The organism is Tessaracoccus sp. O5.2 (genome assembly GCF_964266725.1).
Classification (GTDB): Bacteria; Actinomycetota; Actinomycetes; order Propionibacteriales; family Propionibacteriaceae; genus Arachnia; species Arachnia lapidicapta.
Window position 1 is genome coordinate 1 of the sequence record NZ_CAXWGV010000054.1, and the last position, 21,064, is coordinate 21,064.

15 protein-coding genes and 2 tRNA genes are annotated in these 21,064 nt (G+C 70.2%); 8 read left to right on the forward strand and 9 right to left on the reverse strand.

Translation table 11 applies throughout. The annotated features are described in order from the left end of the window. Nucleotides 1-373: 373 nt before the first annotated feature. Nucleotides 374-2,053 carry a recombinase family protein gene (locus ACFQPD_RS13275; protein ID WP_385901236.1) on the forward strand — a complete coding sequence of 560 codons (1,680 nt, stop codon included), beginning with the start codon at nucleotides 374-376 and terminating at the stop codon, nucleotides 2,051-2,053. Here the strand turns inward: ACFQPD_RS13275 and ACFQPD_RS13280 are convergent. After that, a tRNA-His gene (locus tag ACFQPD_RS13280) sits at nucleotides 2,046-2,121 on the reverse strand. The genes ACFQPD_RS13275 and ACFQPD_RS13280 overlap by 8 nt on opposite strands. Nucleotides 2,122-2,181: 60 nt before the next feature. Next, nucleotides 2,182-2,808: an oligoribonuclease gene (orn, locus tag ACFQPD_RS13285; protein WP_385901238.1), complete on the reverse strand. Its 627-nt coding sequence runs from the start codon at nucleotides 2,806-2,808 to the stop codon at nucleotides 2,182-2,184. A gap of 94 nt (nucleotides 2,809-2,902) precedes the next feature. On the opposite strand from orn, the gene ACFQPD_RS13290 reads away from it, so the two are divergent. After that, nucleotides 2,903-2,975, forward strand: a tRNA-Arg gene (locus ACFQPD_RS13290). 19 nt (nucleotides 2,976-2,994) lie between these two features. On the opposite strand, the gene ACFQPD_RS13295 is transcribed toward ACFQPD_RS13290, so the two are convergent. Continuing rightward, on the reverse strand, nucleotides 2,995-3,588 hold the full coding sequence (locus tag ACFQPD_RS13295; RefSeq protein WP_068750935.1) for a 2'-5' RNA ligase family protein: 594 nt from the start codon (nucleotides 3,586-3,588) through the stop codon (nucleotides 2,995-2,997). A gap of 60 nt (nucleotides 3,589-3,648) precedes the next feature. On the opposite strand from ACFQPD_RS13295, the gene ACFQPD_RS13300 reads away from it, so the two are divergent. From ACFQPD_RS13300 to ettA, 4 genes are all read left to right on the forward strand, one after another. Beyond that, complete coding sequence (locus tag ACFQPD_RS13300; protein WP_385901239.1) at nucleotides 3,649-5,019, forward strand: PrsW family intramembrane metalloprotease; 1,371 nt, start codon at nucleotides 3,649-3,651, stop codon at nucleotides 5,017-5,019. Continuing rightward, on the forward strand, nucleotides 5,016-6,743 hold the full coding sequence (locus ACFQPD_RS13305) for an ABC transporter (RefSeq protein WP_385901241.1): 1,728 nt from the start codon (nucleotides 5,016-5,018) through the stop codon (nucleotides 6,741-6,743). Before ACFQPD_RS13300 ends, ACFQPD_RS13305 begins: the two co-directional genes overlap by 4 nt. A gap of 1 nt (nucleotide 6,744) precedes the next feature. Continuing rightward, the gene (locus tag ACFQPD_RS13310) at nucleotides 6,745-8,337 is read left to right on the forward strand and encodes a GTPase (RefSeq protein WP_385901242.1); all 1,593 of its coding nucleotides are present in this window, start codon (nucleotides 6,745-6,747) and stop codon (nucleotides 8,335-8,337) included. 78 nt (nucleotides 8,338-8,415) lie between these two features. Next, nucleotides 8,416-10,098, forward strand: a complete 1,683-nt coding sequence (gene ettA / locus ACFQPD_RS13315) for an energy-dependent translational throttle protein EttA (RefSeq protein WP_068750941.1) — start codon at nucleotides 8,416-8,418, stop codon at nucleotides 10,096-10,098. Between the two features lie 71 nt (nucleotides 10,099-10,169). Here ettA and ACFQPD_RS13320 read toward each other — a convergent pair whose 3' ends face one another. From ACFQPD_RS13320 to ACFQPD_RS13340, 5 genes are all read right to left on the reverse strand, one after another. Beyond that, nucleotides 10,170-11,081 carry a hypothetical protein gene (locus ACFQPD_RS13320; protein WP_385901244.1) on the reverse strand — a complete coding sequence of 304 codons (912 nt, stop codon included), beginning with the start codon at nucleotides 11,079-11,081 and terminating at the stop codon, nucleotides 10,170-10,172. Beyond that, nucleotides 11,074-11,568 (reverse strand): RNA polymerase sigma factor, encoded by a 495-nt coding sequence (locus tag ACFQPD_RS13325; RefSeq protein ID WP_385901245.1) that lies wholly within the window; start codon nucleotides 11,566-11,568, stop codon nucleotides 11,074-11,076. Before ACFQPD_RS13325 ends, ACFQPD_RS13320 begins: the two co-directional genes overlap by 8 nt. Before the next feature lie 170 nt (nucleotides 11,569-11,738). Further along, nucleotides 11,739-12,590 (reverse strand): endonuclease domain-containing protein, encoded by an 852-nt coding sequence (locus tag ACFQPD_RS13330; protein WP_385901246.1) that lies wholly within the window; start codon nucleotides 12,588-12,590, stop codon nucleotides 11,739-11,741. A 149-nt stretch (nucleotides 12,591-12,739) separates the two neighbouring features. Next, nucleotides 12,740-15,529 carry an FAD-binding and (Fe-S)-binding domain-containing protein gene (locus ACFQPD_RS13335; protein ID WP_385901247.1) on the reverse strand — a complete coding sequence of 930 codons (2,790 nt, stop codon included), beginning with the start codon at nucleotides 15,527-15,529 and terminating at the stop codon, nucleotides 12,740-12,742. Between the two features lie 5 nt (nucleotides 15,530-15,534). Beyond that, entirely contained in the window at nucleotides 15,535-15,990 is a 456-nt protein-coding gene (locus ACFQPD_RS13340) for a MarR family winged helix-turn-helix transcriptional regulator (RefSeq protein WP_068750949.1), read from the reverse strand. A 172-nt stretch (nucleotides 15,991-16,162) separates the two neighbouring features. Here ACFQPD_RS13340 and ACFQPD_RS13345 point away from each other — a divergent pair, with 172 nt between their 5' ends. Together ACFQPD_RS13345 and ACFQPD_RS13350 are read left to right on the forward strand one after the other, a co-directional pair. Then, a complete protein-coding gene (locus tag ACFQPD_RS13345; RefSeq protein WP_385901248.1) occupies nucleotides 16,163-17,947 on the forward strand; it encodes an AMP-dependent synthetase/ligase in 1,785 nt (594 codons plus the stop codon). Then, on the forward strand, nucleotides 17,948-18,805 hold the full coding sequence (locus ACFQPD_RS13350) for an acyl-CoA thioesterase (RefSeq protein WP_385901250.1): 858 nt from the start codon (nucleotides 17,948-17,950) through the stop codon (nucleotides 18,803-18,805). Between the two features lie 707 nt (nucleotides 18,806-19,512). Here the strand turns inward: ACFQPD_RS13350 and ACFQPD_RS13355 are convergent. After that, a complete protein-coding gene (locus tag ACFQPD_RS13355; RefSeq protein WP_385901251.1) occupies nucleotides 19,513-20,952 on the reverse strand; it encodes a DUF222 domain-containing protein in 1,440 nt (479 codons plus the stop codon). Nucleotides 20,953-21,064: the final 112 nt, after the last annotated feature.

Genomic DNA, 21,064 nt, shown 5'->3' on the forward strand with positions numbered 1-21,064 from the left:
ATTTCCATGATTTCCTCGGCAGACTTCAAGATGTCCCTTCCCCGGGTGACGAACAGTGCTTCAGCACCACTCATCGCACTCGAGGAAGGGACGCCGACCGCGGACGCGGCCAGGCAACGGATGTCGTGTCGGGCAGATCCCATGGCCACCACCGGGCAGATTTCATGACCGCCAGCGGGCAACTACATGACCGTCACTGGGCATTTTTCCGTGTCCGCCGACAGTGGTCCTAGCGCTTCGTCCTTGAGACGTGGCAACGCGAACGTGGCCGACTCGGCCTAGTCCTACAGCCTTCGGGCTCTTCTCACGATCAGCACCCACCGGCATTTCAGTCCGCGGCCGGAGACAGGACCAATGACTGTGGAGAAGAGCCATGACGATCATCGACGCGGACCGAACCGCGATAGACAGCCTGGTAGCTCCGGTACCGCTGGCCCGCGGTATCGCCGTTTCCTACTTGCGGGTATCCACCAAGGAGCAGGCGGAGAGGGGCGGCAACGCCGAAGGCTTCTCCATCCCAGCTCAACGCGAGGCCAACCAGCGCAAGGCCGACCAGCTCGGCGCGATGATCGTCGAGGAGTTCGTAGATGCTGGTGAGTCCGCACGGAAGGCCGATCGTCCCGAGTTGATGCGGATGATCCAGTACGTCACCAGGCACAAGACGAACTACTGCATCGTCCACAAGGTCGATCGGCTCGCTCGCAACCGCGCCGACGACGTGACGATCCACCTGGCCCTCAAAGACGCGGGCGTCACGCTCGTGTCAGCCACCGAGAACATCGACGAGACCCCCTCGGGCATGTTGCTGCATGGCATCATGTCGTCGATCGCCGAGTTCTACTCCCGCAACCTCGCCACCGAGGTCATCAAGGGGCTGTCACAGAAGGCAGCGCAGGGAGGCACGGTGACGAAGGCGCCCATCGGGTACCGCAACGTCGGTGTCCGCGACGACTACGGGCGAGAGATACGCACTGTCGAGATCGACGAGGAGCGCGCTGCCCTGGTGCGGTGGGCGTTCCAGGTGTTCGCCACCGGAGACTGGACGACGAGCCAGCTCCACCAGGAACTGGTCGCCCGCGGCTTGACCGCGCCGGCAACGCCACGGCGTCCGTGCCGGCCCATCGCAAAGTCATCGGTACATCGGATGCTGACCAACCCTTACTACAAGGGCAGCGTCCGGTACCAGGGCGTCTCCTATCCGGGGCTCCATGAGGCGATCGTGCCCAAGGAAGTCTGGTACCAGGTGCAGACAGTGCTCGGTACCCATCGGACAGCGGCAGATGCGACTCAGATCCATGACCATTACCTGAAAGGGACTCTGTTCTGCGGGCAGTGCGGTTCACGGTTGCTCGTGTCGAAGGCCAAGAACGGCCAGGGTGTCATCTACCCATATTTCGTGTGCGCCAGCCGTCACGGCGGCCGGGGCGACTGCACACGGCAAGCGATGATGATCGAACACATCGAGCACCTCGTCGAACGTCTCTACGACCACGTACAGATTGACAGTGAGACCCGACAAGCCTTGTCCTCGATGCTGCACACCAAGTTCGACCAGATGATGTCCGAGGGTGCCGTCGAGCTGGCAGACCTCGCGTCCCGCCGGACGCAACTGGAGGGCGAACAAGAGAAGCTGCTCCAAGCCCACTATGCGGGAGCGATTCCGCTCGATCTCCTCAAGAGGGAGCAAGACCGCATCACCAGCTCGCTGGAGACCATCGCGCACCGCATCGCGGCGCACCACGGCCAGTACGCGGAAGCGCGGGCGAACCTTGATGACTCACTGGAGTTACTGTCCAACGCCTCCGACATTTACGCCAATGCCGACAACGCGAACCGGAGACTGTGCAACCAGGCGCTGTTCCAGGCGATCTACGTCGATGAGGACAACGACATCCGCGTGGCCTACCAGAAGCCCTACACGGCGGTCGGTGACGCCGTACTACAGGCTGATGCGTTGACGTGGGCTGCCACGGCACGAAGGGCCGGCCAGGTTGGAACTTCCTCCAAGGGTGGACCCTTGGTCGAAAGTTCCAACCTGGCCGCGGTGGGGTGAGTAACGGGACTTGAACCCGCGACTTCCTGGACCACAACCAGGTGCTCTACCAGCTGAGCTATACCCACCATGACGTCGCCCTCAAGCGACTGGGAAACAATAGCGTACGCGCCGATGGTGAGGGAAATTCACCGGGCGGTGGCGTCGCCGTTCCCCGTGACGGTGCCGCGGTGACGCGCGGCGATCTCGCGCAGCTGGGCGGTGGTGAGTCCCGGCGGGGGGAGGAAGACGGCCTCGCGGTAGTAGCGCAGCTCCTCGATAGACTCCTGGATGTCGGACAGCGCGCGGTGCGTGCCGGACTTGGTGGGGGCCTGATAGAGGGCCTTGGGGTACCAGCGCCGGGCCAGCTCCTTGACCGACGACACGTCGACGTTGCGGTAGTGCACCCAGCTCTCGAACTCCGGCATGTCGCGGGCCAGGAAGGCCCGGTCGGTCCCGATCGTGTTGCCCGCGAGCGGGGCCTTCCGCGCGACCGGGACGAGGCTCCGGACGTACTCCATCACCTGGTCCGTCGCCTCCGCCATGGTCATCCCCTCATGCAGGACGTCGAGCAGGCCGGACCGGGTGTGCATGTCGCGGACGAAGTCGTCCATCTGCGCGAGCTGCTCCTCGGTGGGGCGGATGAGCAGGTCGACGCCCTCGCCGAGGACGTTGAGGTCACCGTCGGTGACGAGGACGGCCACCTCGATCAGCGCATCGACCGCCAGATTCAGGCCGGTCATCTCGCAGTCCACCCACACCAGGTTCTCACTCATGGTGCCCAATCTAGGGGTGAGACTGCGGCGCCGCCCAACCGCCGCCGGCGGCTCGCGACCCCGCGGTCGACGTCGGTACACTGGGCGATCGTCGGCCCCTGTAGCTCAGCGGATAGAGCATCTGACTTCTAATCAGCCGGTCGCAGGTTCGAGTCCTGCCTGGGGCGCCGCGGACGGATCTCCTTCTCAGGCGAGGGACCAGTTCGCCAGCTCGACGAAATCGAACCACCCCAGCTCCGGGCGCATCGTCACCGACATGAGGTGTGCTGTCTCCACCCGCATCGTCCCCACCTCGGGGGAGCCCTCCAGCCGGGCTCGGATCTCCCGGTCCGGCACGTCGCCGGTGGCGTAGGCGAGGGTCACGTGCGGGGCGTACGGCCGGTCGGGCATGGTGCCGCCGAAGGTGCCGAGCGCGGCGCGCCGCACCCCGTCGACGAGCGCCTCCCACCCCGGCGTCGACTCGCCGACGCATTCGACCGCGCGCTCGTGCACCTGCGGGGGCCCGACCCTGAGGTCGAAGGCCGGCACCCCGGCGAGCTCGACGGTCAGCGCGTCGGCGAGGCGGGTGATCTCGCGGTTGCCGATCTCGTCGTACTGCGCGAGGCGGTTGACGGTGAAGTGCAGCCATGCCCGCGGCATGACGGGGAGATCCGGCACGCCGTCGAGCCGCGACTGGAGGTCCGCCAGGCGGTCCGTGACGTCCTCGTCGGGGACGACGTAGACGTGCAGCGACCCGTCGAGCCGGTCCCAGGTGGTCGTGGCGTCGAAGAAGCTCTCCATGCGCACACCCTAGGCGAGACCGCCTCGCCGCGACGGCCTGACGGTACGCTGGGCGCCATCATGACGACAGCGGAGATGGCCACGCGGCGACGACGGCTCAACGCCCTGCCCGTGGCCCGCACCGGGCCCTGGTACCGGCGCATGGTGGCCAGCCCCGTGTTCTGGCTCGCGCTGGTCATCGTTCCGGCCTCCGTGTACTTCCTCATCGCTCAGTACTGGATCCTGCACCCGCCGCAGACGTTCCCCGACGGGACCGAGACGCTGGGCATCACCGACGAGGCGTTCCGCCGGGCCGCGTTCTGGGCGATGTGGACCGCGCTGGCGTACTCGGCGCTGTTCATCTGGCTGGACCGCTTCCGGGCGCAGCAGCCCGTCGTGTGGGTGCTGACCTTCCTGTGGGGCGCCGCGGTCAGCACCTGGGTGTCGCTGCACGTGAACTCGTGGGCGGCCGAGATGATGGCCACCACGGAGGCGAACTCGGACACGGGGTCGCGCGCGGCTGTCTTCTCCGCACCGTTCATCGAGGAGCTGGCGAAGGCGACGATCCTCGTCCTGCTGGTGATCCTCATGCGGGGCCGGATCGTGTCGCGGCTGTCCATGGTGGCGTTGGCGGGACTGTCGGCCGTCGGCTTCGCCTTCGTCGAGAACATCATCTACTACGCCCGCGTCTGGATGCAGGCCACGCATGACATCTCGATCGCCGACCCGGACGCCACCATGATGGAGCTGGTGCTGCTGCGCGGCGTCTACACCTCCTTCGGGCATCCGCTCTTCACGCTCATGACGGCCTCCGGGCTGGTGATCGGGCTCGGGGCGCGCAGCCGACTGGTGCGGGTGCTGGCGCCGCTGGCCGGATTCCTGCTGGCCGGCGCGGGCCACATGCTCTTCAACGGCCTGGCGTCGACCAACCCGATGGACCAGCTGCAGCGGGCCTGGTACCTCGCCCTGGGCCTGGTCGGGGTCATCGTCATCTCCCTGATCGTCAGCGTCGTCGGCAACGGGCAGCTCATCCGGGCCCGCCTGACCGACTACCAGCGCGCCGGGTGGCTCAGCGAGCGCGACGTCGTCGTGTTCGGCGGCCCGCTGCGCCGGGTGAAGCTGCTGTGGTTCGCACTGTTCCGCGGCCCCCGCGTGTGGTGGCGCACCGCGACACTCCTGCGCCGCGTGACGGAGCTGGCGTACCTGCGCGACGCCATGACGCGCGGCACCGTCGACCAGACCGGCGACGAGCGCGCCCGCGAACTCATCCACGACATCGACGGGCTGCGCGGCCGTGCCCTCACCGACACCGAGGGCCTACGGCTCATCGAGCGTTGGCCGCTGCGCCGACGGCCGCTGCCCGGCGGCGCGACCCCCGGCCCACTGACGTCCGACTACCCACCGCCACAAACGCCCGGCCCGGCCGGCGTCGGAGGGAACTGGCCGAGATGAGCGGAGCCCAGAACCTCGCCGCCGCGTTCCGGCAGCTCGACGGTGCGCTGACCACCGCCCAGTTCCCACTGCCGCTCTACGGCGCGGACCGCCTCCGGACCCTCACCGTCACGCTCGGTCAGCAGCTGCGCGACCATCTGATGCCCCGCGCCGAGCGGCTGGACGCGCCGCTGCTCGCCGTCGTCGGCGGCTCGACCGGCGCCGGAAAGTCCACGCTGGTCAACTCGCTGCTGCGCGCCCAGGTCACCAGGCCCGGGGTGCTGCGACCTACGACGAAGTCGCCGGTCCTCGTCTGCCACCCCGACGACGAGGAGTGGTTCCGCAGCGACAACGTCCTGCCCGGGCTGGTGCGGACCGACACGCAACTGCACGACTCCCGCGCCCTGCACATCGTCACCTTCCCCGACCTGCCACCTGGCCTCGCCGTCCTCGACGCGCCCGACATCGACTCCGTCGACGACGCCAACCGGACGCTCGCCCGGCAGCTGCTCCTCGCCGCCGACCTGTGGCTGTTCGTGACGTCCGCCGCCCGCTACGCCGACGCCGTGCCGTGGGACTACCTGGCCACCGCCGCGGAGCGCAACACCGTCGTCAGCGTCGTCATCAACCGCTGCCCGCCCGGCGCCGTCGACGAGGTGGCCGGTCATCTCGCGCAGATGCTGGCCGAGCGGGGCCTCGCGGCCGCCAAGCTGTTCGCCATCGTGGAGCGGGCCCTGCCCGACGACGGGCTGCTTCCCCTGGGGGACGTCGCCGGGATCCGCCAGTGGCTGGTCGCGTTGGCGTCGCAGACCGAGGCACGCTCGCAGGTCGCGGTACAGACTCTCGCCGGCACCGTCCGCAGCCTCGACGGGGAACTCCAGGAGCTGGCCGACGGCATGCGGCGGCAGCAAGAGGCCCTGTCCGAACTCCACGACGACGCCGCGCGCGCCCACCGCGAGGCCGCCGACGCGGTGGACCGCGCCACGGGCGACGGCACCCTGCTGCGCGGCGAGATCCTCGCCCGGTGGCAGGACCTCGTCGGCACCGGTGAGTTCATGCGCTCGGTGGAGCAGCGGATCAGCGCGCTCCGCGACCGCATCTCGGGGTGGTTCACCGGCGACCAGCGCATCGAGGCCGTGGAGGTCGCGATCTCCGACGGGCTCGCGGCCGTGCTGCGGGACGCGGGCGAGCGGGCGGCCGAGGGAACGGCCGCCGCGTGGTCGCACACGCGGTGGGGGCGCGACATCCTCGCCGCCGAACCCGGCCTGGCCGTCCCGTCGCCGGGCTTCGAGCAGGCCGCGGAGGACGCCATCCGCGCGTGGCAGAGCGACGTCCTGCGCCTGGTCGAGGAGCAGGGCCGGGGCAAGCGCATGCGCGCCCGGTTCCTCGCGCTCGGCACCAACGCCGTGGGCGCCGCGCTGATGATCTACGCGTTCTCGCTCACGGGCGGGCTCATCGGCGCGGAGGTGGGGATCGCGGCCGGCGCCTCGGTGCTGGCCCAGCGCCTGCTCGAGGCCGTCTTCGGCGAGGACGCGGTCCGGAGGCTCGCGCAGCAGGCGCGCGCAGAACTGTCCGCCCGCGTCGACGGCGTACTGGCCGCTGAGCTGTCGCGGTTCACCGACGTGCTCGGCGCCCTCGCCGTCGACGACGAGGCCCCGGCCCGGATCGAGGCCTCCCGGGTGGCCCTTCGCTCCGCCGCGCGCGACGCCTTCGACGACCTGACCAAGCCCGTGGGGATGGACTGACATGGTGGGTGTCCTGGAACGCCTCGAACGCCTGCGCGCCGCCGCCGACCTCGTCGACGGGCGCATTCCCGACGCGCTGGCCGGGAAGGTCGACGATGTCCTGGCCAGGTCGAACCGGCGCCTGGCGGTCGGTCCGCAGACCGTGGTGGCGCTCGCCGGTGCGACCGGATCGGGCAAGTCGTCGCTGTTCAACGCCCTCACCGGCACCCGCCTCGCCGAGCAGGGGCCGCGACGGCCGACGACCGCGACGACGCTGGCCGCCAGTTTCACTGCCACCAACGCCGACCTGCTCGACTTCCTCGGGGTCCCGCGGCGCCACGAGGTCGCCCCGCCCGAACCGGACATGACCGACCTCGTCCTGCTCGACCTGCCCGACCACGACTCCACCGCGACAGCGCACCGCGAGGAGGTGGACCGTCTGGTGCGGGTCGTCGACCAGTTCGTGTGGGTGCTCGACCCGCAGAAGTACGCCGACGCCGCCCTCCACCAGCGCTACCTGCGGCCCCTCGCCGAGCATCGCGAGGTGATCACCGTCGTGCTCAACCAGGCCGACCGGCTCACCGCCGCGGAACTGTCCCAGTGCCTCGCGCACATCCGGCGCCTCCTCGACGACGACGGGCTCACGGGCGTGCCGCTGCTGGCGACCAGCGCCGTGACGGGGGAGGGGGTCGCCGAGCTGCGCCGGCACCTCAGCCGGCTCGCCGCCGGGAAGCGCGCCGCCTCCACCCGGCTGGCGGCCGACGTCACGGTCCTCGCGGCCGAACTGGACCGGCACGTCGGCCCCGCCCGCGGATCGGGCGCCGACCGTCGGGTCGTCGACGACCTCACGCGCAGGCTCGCCGGCGCCGCCGGGGTCCCCGTGGTCGTCGACGCCGTCCGCGACTCCGTGCGTCACCGCGGCACGCTCGCCACCGGATGGCCGGTGGTGTCCTGGCTGGCGAAGCTGCGCCCGGACCCCCTGCAGCGCCTCGGGCTGGGCCGCCGACCCGAACTCGAGGCCCCGGGCCTCAGACACAGCTCGCTCCCGGCCCGCTCGGCCGCGGCGCACTCGCAGCTGTCGAGCGCCCTGCGGGCCGTGACCGCCGAACTCGGCGACGACCTCCCCGGACCCTGGCGCGACGCCGTCGCGGCCGGGGTGCGCGAGGCCGAGCCGACGCTCGGCGACCGCCTGGACCGCGCCATCGTCGAGACGGAACTCCCCGCGGACCGATCGCCGGCCTGGTGGACGCTGGTGCGGGTGATCCAGTGGCTGCTCATCGCCGTCGTCGTGGTCGGCCTGGGCTGGCTCACTCTCAACGCCGTCCTCGGCTACTTCGGCCTGGGCGTGCTCCCGATGTTCCCGCTCGGCCCGGAGGACGGGCTGCGGGTCCCGGTGCCGACCCTCCTCGTGGCGGGCGGCGTGGTGGCGGGGCTGCTCGTGTCGGGTCTGTCGCGGCTGGTGATCTCTGCCGCGGCCGGCGCCGCCGCCCGGCGGGCGCGTAAGCGGCTGGAGTCAGCAGTCGCCGAGGTGGCGGAGGAACGCGTGCTCGCCCCGGCCCGCGCGGAGGTCGCCCGGCACGACGCGGCGCGCGCCGCGCTCGACCGCCTGCGCTGACCGCCGGCCCACGACTCGGGGCCCACGCGGGATAGCTGGCATACTGGCACGCGGTCCACGCTGAAAGGGAGCCTCACCTTGGCTGAGTTCATCTACACCATGCACAACGTGCGTAAGGCGGTGGGAGACAAGGTCATTCTCGACAACGTCACCCTCTCGTTCTACCCGGGCGCCAAGATCGGCGTCGTCGGGCCCAACGGCGCGGGTAAGTCCACCCTGCTCAAGCTCATGGCCGGGCTCGATCGCCCCAACAACGGCGACGCCGCGCTCGCGAAGGGCGCCAGCGTCGGGATCCTGTTGCAGGAGCCGCCGCTGACCGAGGGCAAGACGGTGCAGGAGAACGTCGAGGAGGCCGTCGCCGAGATCAAGGCGAAGATGGCCCGTTTCGAGGCCATCGGCATGGAGATGGCCGAGCCGGACGCCGACTTCGACGCGCTGATGGCCGAGATGGGGGACCTGCAGACCTTCCTCGACGCCCACGAGGCGTGGGACATCGACGCGCGCCTCGAGCAGGCCATGGACGCCCTCCAGTGCCCGCCGGCCGACGCGGTGGTGGACGTGCTGTCCGGCGGCGAGCGGCGCCGTGTGGCGCTGACGAAGCTGCTGCTCCAGCAGCCCGACCTGCTGCTGCTCGACGAGCCCACCAACCACCTCGACGCGGAGAGCGTCAACTGGCTCGAGGGCCACCTCAAGAGCTACCCCGGCGCCGTGCTCGCCGTCACGCACGACCGGTACTTCCTCGACAACGTCGCCCAGTGGATCTGCGAGGTCGACCGCGGCAAGCTGCACCCCTACGAGGGCAACTACTCGACCTACCTCGAGACCAAGCGTGCCCGCCTCCAGATCGAGGGCAAGAAGGACGCCAAGCGCGCCAAGATCCTCGAGAAGGAACTCGAGTGGGTGCGCTCGTCGCCCAAGGCACGCCAGGCGAAGAACAAGGCACGTCTCCAGCGCTACGAAGAGCTTGCGGCCGAGGCCGAGCGCAACCGCAAGATCGACACCGCCGAGATCAACATCCCGGCCGGGCCGCGCCTCGGCAGCGTGGTGCTCGAGGTCAACAAGCTCACCAAGGGCTTCGGGGACCGCGTGCTCATCAAGGAGCTGTCGTTCACGCTGCCCCGGGCGGGCATCGTCGGCATCATCGGCCCCAACGGCGTCGGCAAGACGACGCTGTTCAAGACCATCACCGGCCAGGAGGAGCCCGACTCCGGCTCCGTGCGGATCGGCGACACCGTCTCCTTCAGCTACGTCGACCAGAACCGCTCCGGGATCGATCCGGAGGCCAACGTGTGGCAGGTCGTCTCCGACGGCCTCGACTACATCAAGGTCGGCAGCTTCGAGATGCCCTCGCGCGCCTACGTCGCGTCGTTCGGGTTCAAGGGTCCGGATCAGCAGAAGAAGGCCGGCGTCCTGTCGGGCGGCGAGCGCAACCGCCTGAACCTGGCGCTCACGCTCAAGCAGGGCGGCAACGTCCTGCTACTCGACGAGCCCACCAACGACCTCGACGTCGAGACCCTCTCGAGCCTCGAGGACGCGCTGCTCGACTTCCCCGGCTGCGCCGTCGTGATCTCCCATGACCGGTGGTTCCTGGACCGTGTCGCCACCCACATGCTCGCCTGGGAGGGCGAGGATGAGGACGGGGTTCCGCAGTGGTTCTGGTTCGAGGGCAACTACGCGGACTACGAGGTCAACAAGGTGGAGCGCCTCGGCCCGGAGGCGGCCAGGCCGCACCGGTCGAAGCACCGCCGCCTGACCCGCTGACGCACCCGCCGACAGCAACGCCGAGGGCCGCCCTCCCATCTGGGGAGAGCGGCCCTCGGCGCGTTCCGGCACTACTTGACGAGCAGCTCCAGGATCTCCGGCATCGACTTGGCGAAGGAGCACTGGCCCGCGTCGTCGTTGGGCAGCACTGAGCAGTTGTTGTCCATGCCCTCGAAGGTGCTGACGAGCCACACGACCCGCTCACCGGCCTGCATCACCAGTGTGTCGTTGAAGACCCCGATGTCCTCGCCCTCCTTGACGGCCATCCCGAAGAAGTAGGACGCGCGGGCGGGGGAGGCGTCGACGGTCGAGGCGTCGAACGGCAGCCGGGTGTCCTCCGCGATGCTCACCCGGTCCCACCCGGCCGCCGTCATGGTGGCTTCGCACTCGACGGCGGAGGTGTGGATCTGGTCGAAGCCGTCGGAGGCGGCGGCCTCGTCGGCGTAGCCCAGCACGATCGCGTAGGTGGGCAGCTCTCCTTCGATCCCGAACGAGCGGACCAGGGTGGTGGTTGGGCTGCCCCATTCGCCGCGGTCGCAGAGGCCCTTGGCGGACTCGCCCATCGCGTCGCTCTCGGACAGCACCCCCAGCAGGGGGGAGGAGCCGTACGGGTACATCTGCTCGACGGTCGGCACATTGGCCCAGGTCGGCGGGTCCACGGGGGCCACCGTCGGCTGGGGTGCGGCGGTGGGCGTGGGCTCCACGCTCGGCTCGGGGGAAGGGCTGTCGGTCTCGGTGGTCGGCGCCGGGGAGGGGACCGCGGTGTTGGCCCATTGAGGACCGCGGAGCCCGTCCATGTAGGGCGCGACGGCCCACACGCCCGTGCCGACGCCGGCGGCGATCGCCGCGGCGGCAAAGCCGGTGGCGACCCGGCGGACGGTGCGGCGGCGATCGCCGCGGCGACGGATCTCGTGGGCGGGGAGCATGGGGACCTCCTTGGCTTCGGCGGCCAGATCATCGAGGGGGCGGATCGGCTCAGGCATGACGGGCCTCCATATCGGTGGAGAGGAGACGGGCGAGGGCGTGGCGGCCTCGGGCGAGGCGAGCCTTGACGGTTCCGGCGGGGGAGCCGACCTCGTCGGCGATCTCGCCGACGGACAGGTCGCACAGGTGGTAGAGCACGATGGCCCGCCGTTGTGGTTCGGGGAGTTGGGCGAGGGCCCGGGCGAGCGCGACGCGCTCGATACCGGGTTCCTCGGGGGTCGGCATCGGTTGGAGCGCGCGATCGGGCGGGCGCAGCGCCCGCGTGGCCCGACGCCAGCGGCTCACCGCGAGCCGGTAGGCCGTCGTGCGGACCCACGCCTCCGGGCTCTGGGTGATGTCGAGTTTCTTCCGGCGGTCCCAGGCCCGGATGAACGCCTCCTGGACGCAGTCCTGCGCCTCGGTGAGGTTGCCGCACATCGCGTAGACCTGGCCGACGAGTCGGGTGAACGAGGTCGCGTAGAACCGGTCGAACTGTGCCTCGTCCACTGCGGTGTCCTTTGCTGCTCGGGTGGTGTTCTGACACCCTTCATACGCCCGCATGGCGCCGTGCGGTTGCATGCGCGCCACACGCGTTTTCCGGTGGCGTGACACAACTCACAGCAGCCGGACGAATCGCCCCGATTCGGGGCCAAGAGACGCGACTGCTGTGAGGTTCGTCACGCCCCGCGCCGCTCGGCCTCGCGCAGGATGCGGCGCAGCGCCTCGGGCATGCCCGGCAGCGTCTCGGCCGTGAAGCGCAACACCCGCCAGCCCGCCAACTGCAGTTCGACGTCCCGCCGCCGGTCGGAGTGGAAGGTGGCGGGGTCGGAGTGGTAGCTGAAGCCGTCCACCTCGACGGCGACCCGCCACCGCAGGAAGGCGATGTCCAGGTAGACGACTCCCGACGGCAGCGTCAGGCGGTGGTTGGCGCGCCACCCGGTGAACCCGGCGCGGCGGAGGATCTGGTGAGCCTGGCGCTCCAGGTGCGACCACGGCTCGTCCCGTGAGATTCGCAGGTGCCGCAGGCACTCCGGGTTGCCGGGTCGGCCTGGCGTCGATCGCAGCGCGTCGTGGAGCGCCGCGATCGACGTGGCGCGCCGGCGCAGCGCCTCGTCGATGCACGTAGGCCCAAGCCGGGGGATGAGCTGGAGAACGCTCAAGGACGGGTACACCACCCGGTGCCCCTCCACCTCGAGGATGAGATCGGCCGGGATCTCCCACCTGTGCACGTCATAGCCCGGATATGTCGCCATCTGGCGGCGGGTGGAAGCGCTGACGGAATCATCGCGGAACTCCGGCCACCACGTCACCTGGGCGGCCGTGGCGCCGGTGAGGACCGCGTCGGGGTCCCAGAGCCGCAGCGCGGCGACCCGCGACAGGAACGAGTCATCCGCCCCGTAGACGCCGGGGAGCAGGCGCATCAGCTCTCCACGCGCGACGGCCCGGCGAATGCGCTCTCGGAGCTCGCGGTGAGTGCCGGCATGGATGGCCCCCGCCGTGGCGAGGAGGTGACTGAGACGCTCGTCCATGGGGACATTGCACGCTCGACAGCGGGTCGCGGACGAGGGCTACCGAGCAGTTGTGGATAACCCCCGTGACACAACTCACAGCAGCCGGTCGAACGCCCCCCATTTCGGGGCTCGTGACGCGACTGGTGTGAGATACGTCACGCCGGCGGTCAGTGGGTGGCGAGCAACTCCGCCAGCGACATCGAGGCGCGACCCGCCAGCGACGTCAGCTGAGTCTGGCAGCTGAAGCCGTCGGCCAGCACGATGGCGTCGGGATGCGCCGCGACGGCGGGCCCCAGGTCGTGCTCGAACACCGCCACGCTCACGTCGTGATGCCCGCGTTCGACCCCGAAGTTGCCGGCCAGCCCGCAGCAGCCGCCGACGGCGACGAGCGTCGCGCCGGTCGACTCCAGGATCGCCCGGTCCTTCGCCCAGCCGATCACGGACGCATGGTGGCAGTGCGGCTGAGCCACGATCGTGTGGCCGGTGAGGTCCGGCGCCACGAAGTCTGGGTCCTTGGACAGGAACTCGGCCAGGGTGAGGACGGCGCCGTCGAGGGCGCGCACATTGGCGTCGTCGGGCAGGAGCTCGGGAGCGTCGCTGCGCCACACCGCGGTGCAGGAGGGCTCCACCCCGACGATCGGGATCCCGTCGCGCACGTAGGGCGCCAGCACGGCCGCCGCCCCGGTCAGCTGGCGGCGGGCGCCGTCGAGCTGCCCCGTCGAGATCCAGGTGAGGCCGCAGCAGGCGTCGTCGCTCAGCACCTCCGGGTCGTAGCCCAGCCGGACGAGCACCTGGACCATGGCGGCGAAGGAGGTGGACTCGAAGCAGTCGGAGAACGAGTCGACCCAGATCAGCACGCGGCCCTTCGCCCCGGAGCCGGGGAGGTCTGCCGCACGGAAGCGGGCTCGGGCGCTGCGGTTCGCGAAGCGCGGGATCTGCCGCCGGGCGTCTACGCCAGCGCCCCACCGCAGCAGCCGGCCCAGGACCGGCGCGGAGCCGACGACGTTGATGAGCGATCCGAGTCCGGGGACCGCGGTGATGAGCCGGCCCCAGCGCGGCAGCCATCCCAGGGCGTAGTGGTTGCGGGGCCGGAGGCGGCCCTTGTAGCGCTCGTGCGTGACGCGTGCCTTGTAGGCGGCCATGTCGATGCCGGTGGGGCAGTCGCGGGCGCAGCCCTTGCACGACAGGCACAGGTCGAGCGCCGCGTGCACCTCCGGGGAGCGCCAGCCTTCCGAGATCAGGGAGCCGTTGACCATCTCCTGCAGTGCGCGGGCCCGGCCGCGCGTCGAGTCCTTCTCCTCGCGGGTGGCCTGGAAGCTCGGGCACATCACGCCGCCGGCGGACGTGGTGTTCGCGAGGCACTTGCCCACGCCACTGCACTGGTGGACGGCCTCCACGAACTCGGGATCGGTGAGGTTCAGCGGGGAGCGGCTCGCCGCGATCATCCTGAGGTCCTGCTCGACCGGGGCCGGGTCGACGAGCACGCCGGGGTTGAGGAGGTTGCGCGGGTCGAAGAGGTGCTTGACGCTGGCGAAGAGGTCCAGCGCGGCCTGAGAGTACATGTGGGGGAGCAGCGCGGAGCGCGCCCGGCCGTCGCCGTGCTCGCCGGACATGGACCCCCCGAAGCCGGCGACGAGCCGGGCCGCGTCTTCGACGAACGCCTTGTAGCGCGCCGCGCCGTCGGGCTGGTCGAGGGGGAAGTCGATGCGGCAGTGGACGCAGCCGTCGCCGAAGTGTCCGTAGGGCAGGCCGTGCAGCCCGTAGCGCTCCAGCAGGTCGTCGAAGGCGCGCAGGTAGGAGCCGAGGTGCTCGGGCGGCACCGCCGCGTCCTCCCAGCCGCCGTACGCGGGCTTGTCGAGGCTGACGCCCGCCAGGCCGGCGCCGTCGGCGCGGATCTTCCACAGCTGGGCCGCGCGCGCGGTGTCGTCGACGACCCAGCCCTCGGTGGCGCGTGCCGCCGCGACCAGCGCGTCCGCCCGGCCGCGGACCTCGGCGGCGTCGTCGCCCACGACCTCGAGGAACATCCAGCCGTCGCCCGCGGGGAGGGTGGGCACGGACGCGGCGCCGAACTTCTCCGTCACGACGTCGACGATGCGTCGGTCGAGCCCCTCGCAGGCGGTAGGCCGGAACCGCAGCAGGTTGGCGATGTCGTCACCGGCGTCGGCCATCGTCGGGTAGCCGAGCGCGACCATCGTGCGCTGGGGGGCGTCAGCCACCAGCCGGACCGTGGCCCGTAGGATGACGCCGAGCGTCCCCTCGGTGCCGGCGAAGAACTTCGGCAGGTCGAAACGCTGTTCGGGCAGCAGGTGCTCCAGCGAGTAACCGGACACCTGTCGAGTGAAGCGGCCGAACTCCGTGCGGATGACGCCGAGGTTGGCCGCGACCAGGGAACGCAGCTCTGGATGGTCGTCGACGCCGAGCGTCATGAGCTCGCCGGTGCCGGTGATGACGTCGAGCGACACGACGTTGTCGGCCATGCGGCCATAGCCCAGGGCGCGGGGGCCGCAGGCGTTGTTGCCGATCATGCCGCCGACGGTGCAGCGGTTCGACGTCGACGGGTCCGGCCCGAGCCGCAGCCCATGGGGGCGGGCCGCCGCCTGTAGCTGCTCCTGCACCACCCCGGGGTCGATCACGGCGGTGCGGGTTTCCGGGTCGATCGAGTGGATGTGGTGGAGGTGCCGGGCGACGTCGATGACCAGCCCGGGGCCGACGGCGTTGCCGGCGCAGGACGTGCCGGCGCCGCGTGCGGTGATGGGGGTGCCGGTCTCGAGGGCGGCGCGCACCAGGGAGACGAGCTCGTCGGTGGTCCGCGGGTAGGCCACGGCCTGCGGCTCGACGCGGTAGAGCGAGGCATCGCTCGAATACAGGGCGCGGGTGAGTGTTGAGGTGTCGACGATCTCCGCGAGGTCCCCGAGTCGGGCGAGCAGCTGTGCGTGGGGCGCGGTGGTGGTCGTCACCCGCCCTAGTCTGCCACCGCCAGCACCGCCGCCATCGCCCGCCCAAGCGCCGCGTAGTCCTCGGGCGCGATGGCGTCGACGAAGACGCGGCGCACCGAGTCCACGTGGGCGGGAGCGGCCCGCTTCAGCAGTTCGTATCCCGACTCCGTCATCACCGCCTGGACGCCGCGACCATCGGACGCGCACGACACACGGGTCACGTAGCCCGCCTGCTCCATGCGCTTGATAGTGTGCGTCAGGCGGGAGCGGGAGTGGCCGACGGAGGCCGCCAACTCGCCCATGCGGATGGTGTGGTCGGGCGACTCGGAGAGCCGCACGAGTAGCTCGTACTCCGCCAGGCTCAGGCCGAACTGGTTGAGCGCCTCGTCGAGGTACTCGTCGATATGCGTCTTGGCCAGCAGGTAGCTGCGCCAGACGCGCTGTTGGCTCTCGGTGAGCCAGCCGTGCACTGGTTCGGACATGGCGCCAGTCTAGCAGATTGTTTACCATTCAAGTATTTCGGTGGGTGTCCGCGTGCGATCCCTACCCTCGGAGGCGTGGACGCGGATAGGCTGGGCCAAACGTCGAGAAGGGACCCGCACTGTGGGCATTAGGGAAGAGATCCTGGAAAAGGCGGCTGACAACGTCGGTCACATGTTCAGGCGGCGCGTCGAGGCGACGCCGGACAAGCTGGCCTTCATGTACCCGGAGGCGTCCGCCGACGGCCCCACCGCCTGGGCGAAGATGACCTGGCGCGAGACGGGCGACGTCGTCGACCGGCTGGCGGCCGGGCTGCTGGCGCGCGGCCTGACCGACGAGCAGCGCGTGGCGATCTGCTCCAACACCCGCGTCGAGTGGATCCTCACCGACCTCGCCATCGCGCTGGCTGCCGGCGCGACGACGACCGTCTACCCCAACACGCAGGCCGGTGACCTGCACTTCATCGTCAAGGACTCCGGCTCTGTGATTTTCGTCGCCGAGGACGCGCAGCAGGTGGCGAAGATCACCGACACTCCCGAATTCGACGACCAGATCCACACCATCGTCGTGTTCGACACCACGGGCCTCACCCTCGACGACCGGATCATCTCGTTCCAGCACCTCAAGGAGGCCGGCGAACGCTACCTCGAAGAGCATCCCGACGCCGTGGACAAGGCGATCGCGAGGACGTCGCGGGACTCCCTGTCGACGCTGATCTACACCTCGGGCACGACGGGGCGCCCCAAGGGTGTTCGGCTCAACCACATCTCCTGGGTGTACGAGGGCGCGGCCACCAAGTACCTCGACATCATCGGTCCCGACGAGCTGCAGTACCTCTGGCTGCCCCTCAGCCATGTATTCGGCAAGGCGCTCATCGCGGCCCAGCTCGACTACGGCTTCGCCTCCGCCGTCGACGGGCGCATCGACAAGATCGTCGAGAACCTCGGCGTGGTGAAGCCGTCGTTCATGTGCGGGGCGCCGCGGATCTTCGAGAAGGTGCGCGCCGCCGTCATGACGGGCTCCACCGGCCTCAAGGGCAAGATCGCCCGCTGGGCGTTCTCGGTGGGCTACAAGTCGATCGACGACCGCCTCGCCGGTCGCCCGCTGAGCGGCGCGCTCGCGGTGCAGTACAAGATCGCCGACAAGCTGGTCTTCTCCAAGCTCAAGGGGAAGCTGGGCGGCAACATCAAGTTCATGATCTCGGGGGCGGCGAAGCTCTCGCCGCAGGTCCAGCAGTGGTTCTACGGGGCCGGGATCCTCATCGTCGAAGGCTACGGCGCCACCGAGACGAGCGCCATCGCGGCCGTCGACCTCCCGCGCGACCCCCACTTCGGCACCATCGGCCCCATCCTCCCCGGCATCGAGACGAAGCTGGCCGACGACGGCGAACTGCTCCTGCGCGGCCCGATCATCACCCCCGGCTACCACAACCTGCCAGACGAGACGGCCGAGGCCATCGACTCCGACGGCTGGTACCACACGGGCGACATCGCCGAGATCCTCCCGTCGGGGCACCTGCGCATCACCGACCGGAAGAAGGACCTGTTCAAGACCTCCGGCGGAAAGTTCGTCGCCCCGCAGAAGGTCGAGAGCGCCATCCAGGCCAATATTCCGTACGTGGCACAGTCGATCGCGATCGGCGAGGGCCGCAAGTACGTCTCCGCGCTGGTGGTCCTCGACCCGGTCCTCCTGCAGAAGTGGGCCGACAAACACGATCTCGGGAACCTCAGCTACGCCGAACTGTCGCAGCGCCCCGAGATCCGGGCGTCGATCGAGCGCTGGATGCAGCGCGTCAACGGCAAGCTCGAGCGCTGGGAGACCGTCAAGCAGTTCGCGATCCTCGATCACGAACTCACCGTCGACAACTCCGGCGTCACGCCCAACATGAAGATCCGGCGCTCGATCGTCACCGAGAAGTACGCGGATCTGGTGAACTCACTGTACCCGCAGGGAGACTGAGTGTTCGACGTCGTCTGCCCCCTGCGCTGGTCGGACCTCGACGCACAGGGGCACGTCAACAACGCCGTCATCGTCGACTACCTGCAGGAGGCCCGCGTCGCGTTCCTGCGCAGCGGGCCGGCGTCGGACCTGCTGGACAGCGGGGTGGTCGTCGTGTCGCACCAGGTGGAGTACCGGCGCGCGATCGACTACTCCGATGACGGCGTCCACGTCACGCTCGGAGTCGCGGAGCTGGGCGCGGCCCGGATCGTGCTCGCCTACGAGATCCGGCAGGCGGGGGAGCCGGCGGTACGGGCCCGCACCCTGTTGTGCCCGTTCGACTTCGACGCGCAGTCGCCGACCCGGCTGCTCCCGGCCTATCGGGAGTTCCTGGCCGGTCACCGCATGACGGCCGAGCCGCTGCGGGAGGTCGCGGTGCCGGCCCTCGACGGGCGGGGGACCAGGGTCCCGCTGCCCGTGCGGTGGACTGACCTCGACGCCTACGGGCACGTGAACAACGCCAAGGTGTTCGACTACGTGCAGCAGGCCCGCATCACGGCCACCACGAGGTGGGATCCGACGATGGCGCGGGCGGGGTCGCGGGAGAGTCGCCACCTGTGGCTCGTTGCGCGGCAGGACGTCGACTACCTGGCTCAGATGGACCACCGCATGGACCCCTACGAGGTGCTGGTCGCGCCGGTGGCGATCGGGTCGTCGTCGATCACCCTGGCGACGGAGATCATCGACCCGGTCAGTGGCGCCGTGGCCGTGCGCGGGCGCACGGTGTTGGTGTGTGCCGATCTCGACGGCAGGAAGACGCCGCTCGACGACGTCACGCGAACCCGACTCGAGGACCACCTCGTCCCGCCGGTTCCGTGAGCCTGCCGGGCAGAAGCGGTTCGCTGAGGTCGCGGCGCCCCGTTCGCTGAGGTCGCGGCGCCCCGTTCGCTGAGGTCGCGCCAGTCTCGTTGGCTGAGGTCGCGCCTGGTGCGGAGCACCCGGGCGAGTCTCGAAGCCGACGCCTTCCCGTTCGCTGAGGTCGCGCCCGACGGCGGAGCCGTCCGGGCGAGTCTCGAAGCCGACGCCGTAGGCGTCGATCCCTTGACCCCATCCTCTGAAGGTGCGGGGAGCCGTGACCCGTCGCTCGGGCGGCCGTGGTGGTCGGGTGTTCTCTTCGGCTGACCGACTGGCTGGGGTTGAGTAGTCGAGGCCGCCCGAGCGTCGGCTCCCGTCTCCCCACACTGGTTCCGACGGTGGCGTGGGCGGGTTCGGGTGCGTGCCGGTGGGGCGGCCCTGGGTCGGGTTGGTCTAGGCGGGACGCCAGTTGGGTGATCGTCGGGTTGGGCATCACTGCGCGCAGCCGCCCCACCGTCCCACCCCCTCGCGGGAATCCCCACCGACGTTGAGGTCGCGCCACCCGTCCGCTGAGGTCGTGCCGACCTCGTTCGCTGAGGTCGCGCCCGACGGCGCAGCACCCGGGCGAGTCTCGAAGCCGACGCCTTCCCCGTACGCTGAGGTCGCGCCCGGTGCGGAGCACCCGGGCGAGTCTCGAAGCCGACGCCGTAGGCGTCGATCCCCAAGGGTCGTCAGGTGCCGTCGCCCCAGTTGGCGGCGGAGCGGCGGATGAGGTCGTCCAGGTCCGGCCGGTGGTCTGCCGGAGCGGTGTCGGGAGAGTCAGGCGGGTCCGTGTTGGGCGGGTCGTCGTCTGGGCAGGGTGGTGTCCCGGCGCGGATCTGTTGGAGTCGGAAGCGGCGGTGTTGCCGCGGGCGTCTGGCGGGATCGATGTGTCGCGGTGGGGTGAACCACGGCAGCCCGGTCACCGGATCCAGATCCACCCGCCACTGCGACTGCTCCGACTGCAGAGGATCGGGCTCCACCAGGCGGTGATGGTGCGGGCAGAGGAGTACCCCGTTTCCGAGCCGGGTGTCGCCGCCCTGCCACCAGGGGATGATGTGGTGTGCTTCGCAGCAGGCCGGGGTGGCGGTGCAGCCGGGGAATGCGCAGCCACCGTCGCGCTGCATCATCGCGGCCCGCAGGCCGGGTGTGAAGGTGCGGTAGGTGCGGCCCACGTCCAGCAGTCGGGATGGTCCGCCTAGGACGACGGGGATGATGCCGGCGTCGCACGCCAGGCGTCGGACCTCGCCGGCGGACAGGCCGTCGACGTCGTCGGCACCGATCAGGCAGGCCTTCCCGAGGCCCTGCTTGAGGGTGTCGAGGTCGAGGGTGACGTGTACCTGCGGCCTGTCCCCACCATGCGCAGGCAGCGTTCCGCTGGTGGCGGCCTTCTGGGTCAGCAGGACCAGCGCGTCGGCGCGCCTGGCGTCGCGTGACGGGGTCTCACCGGCGGCGAGGTAGGTGGAGGCGTCGGGCAGCAACGCATCCAGTTGCGCGGTGAGGAGGGCCGCGTGGGAGACGGGCAACTGTCCGGTGATGCGCATCGATCCGTGATAGTCCGGCGCGAGTCGCAGGAACCGCCCCCGATGCGCCGCCGTTTCCTCCCGGGCGAGACGCTTCGCGTCATCCACATCGGCCTGATCCGGATCGATGATCTCCACCAGACGAGATGCCAACACCCGCAACTCGGACGGGCCGAGGGTGTCGACGTGGGCGAGGATCTCCTCCTCGCAGCGCGTCAGTTCCGCCCGGGTCAGCCGGGCGGGCAGTTTCCGCAGACCTGTGACGATGGCGTCGGCCTGGGGCAGCGAGATCGAGCCGTCGTTGAGCGCGGCTCCGATCAGCGGGAAGCGGTCACACAGGTCCTGCGCGAGCCGCAACGATGCGGTGGCCTGGGCGGGGGTGGTGCGCACCGACTGCCGCACCCCGTCGATCACGGCCTCCGCCGCGACCAACTTCGCCTCATGCAGGAGATGGAGGCGTAGACCGGCGAGCTGCGCCTCGGCCTCGGTGACCGCGGCGACCAGCCCGCCCAGCCGGTCGACAGTCCTGGCCGCGTCCCGGTCGAGCGTGCCGACGGCGTCCCAGATCGCGGCGAAGTATCGCTGCCCGAGATCCCGTAAGTCGCTCATGTGACCTATTATTGCGGGGGCCACTGACAATTTCTGAGCCCTGGCGAGGGGGATCGACGCCTGCGGCGTCGGCTTCGAGACTCGCCCGGGTGCTCCGCACCGGGCGCGACCT

Coding starts and splice junctions, on each gene's coding strand:
- ACFQPD_RS13275 (WP_385901236.1), top strand. CDS start 374: ATGACGATCATCGACGCGGACCGAACCGCGATAGACAGCCTGGTAGCT.
- ACFQPD_RS13340 (WP_068750949.1), bottom strand. CDS start 15,990: ATGTCCGAACCAGTGCACGGCTGGCTCACCGAGAGCCAACAGCGCGTC.
- ACFQPD_RS13320 (WP_385901244.1), bottom strand. CDS start 11,081: ATGCCTGAGCCGATCCGCCCCCTCGATGATCTGGCCGCCGAAGCCAAG.
- ACFQPD_RS13305 (WP_385901241.1), top strand. CDS start 5,016: ATGAGCGGAGCCCAGAACCTCGCCGCCGCGTTCCGGCAGCTCGACGGT.
- ACFQPD_RS13300 (WP_385901239.1), top strand. CDS start 3,649: ATGACGACAGCGGAGATGGCCACGCGGCGACGACGGCTCAACGCCCTG.
- ACFQPD_RS13330 (WP_385901246.1), bottom strand. CDS start 12,590: ATGGACGAGCGTCTCAGTCACCTCCTCGCCACGGCGGGGGCCATCCAT.
- ACFQPD_RS13310 (WP_385901242.1), top strand. CDS start 6,745: ATGGTGGGTGTCCTGGAACGCCTCGAACGCCTGCGCGCCGCCGCCGAC.
- orn (WP_385901238.1), bottom strand. CDS start 2,808: ATGAGTGAGAACCTGGTGTGGGTGGACTGCGAGATGACCGGCCTGAAT.
- ACFQPD_RS13355 (WP_385901251.1), bottom strand. CDS start 20,952: ATGAGCGACTTACGGGATCTCGGGCAGCGATACTTCGCCGCGATCTGG.
- ACFQPD_RS13295 (WP_068750935.1), bottom strand. CDS start 3,588: ATGGAGAGCTTCTTCGACGCCACGACCACCTGGGACCGGCTCGACGGG.
- ACFQPD_RS13345 (WP_385901248.1), top strand. CDS start 16,163: ATGTTCAGGCGGCGCGTCGAGGCGACGCCGGACAAGCTGGCCTTCATG.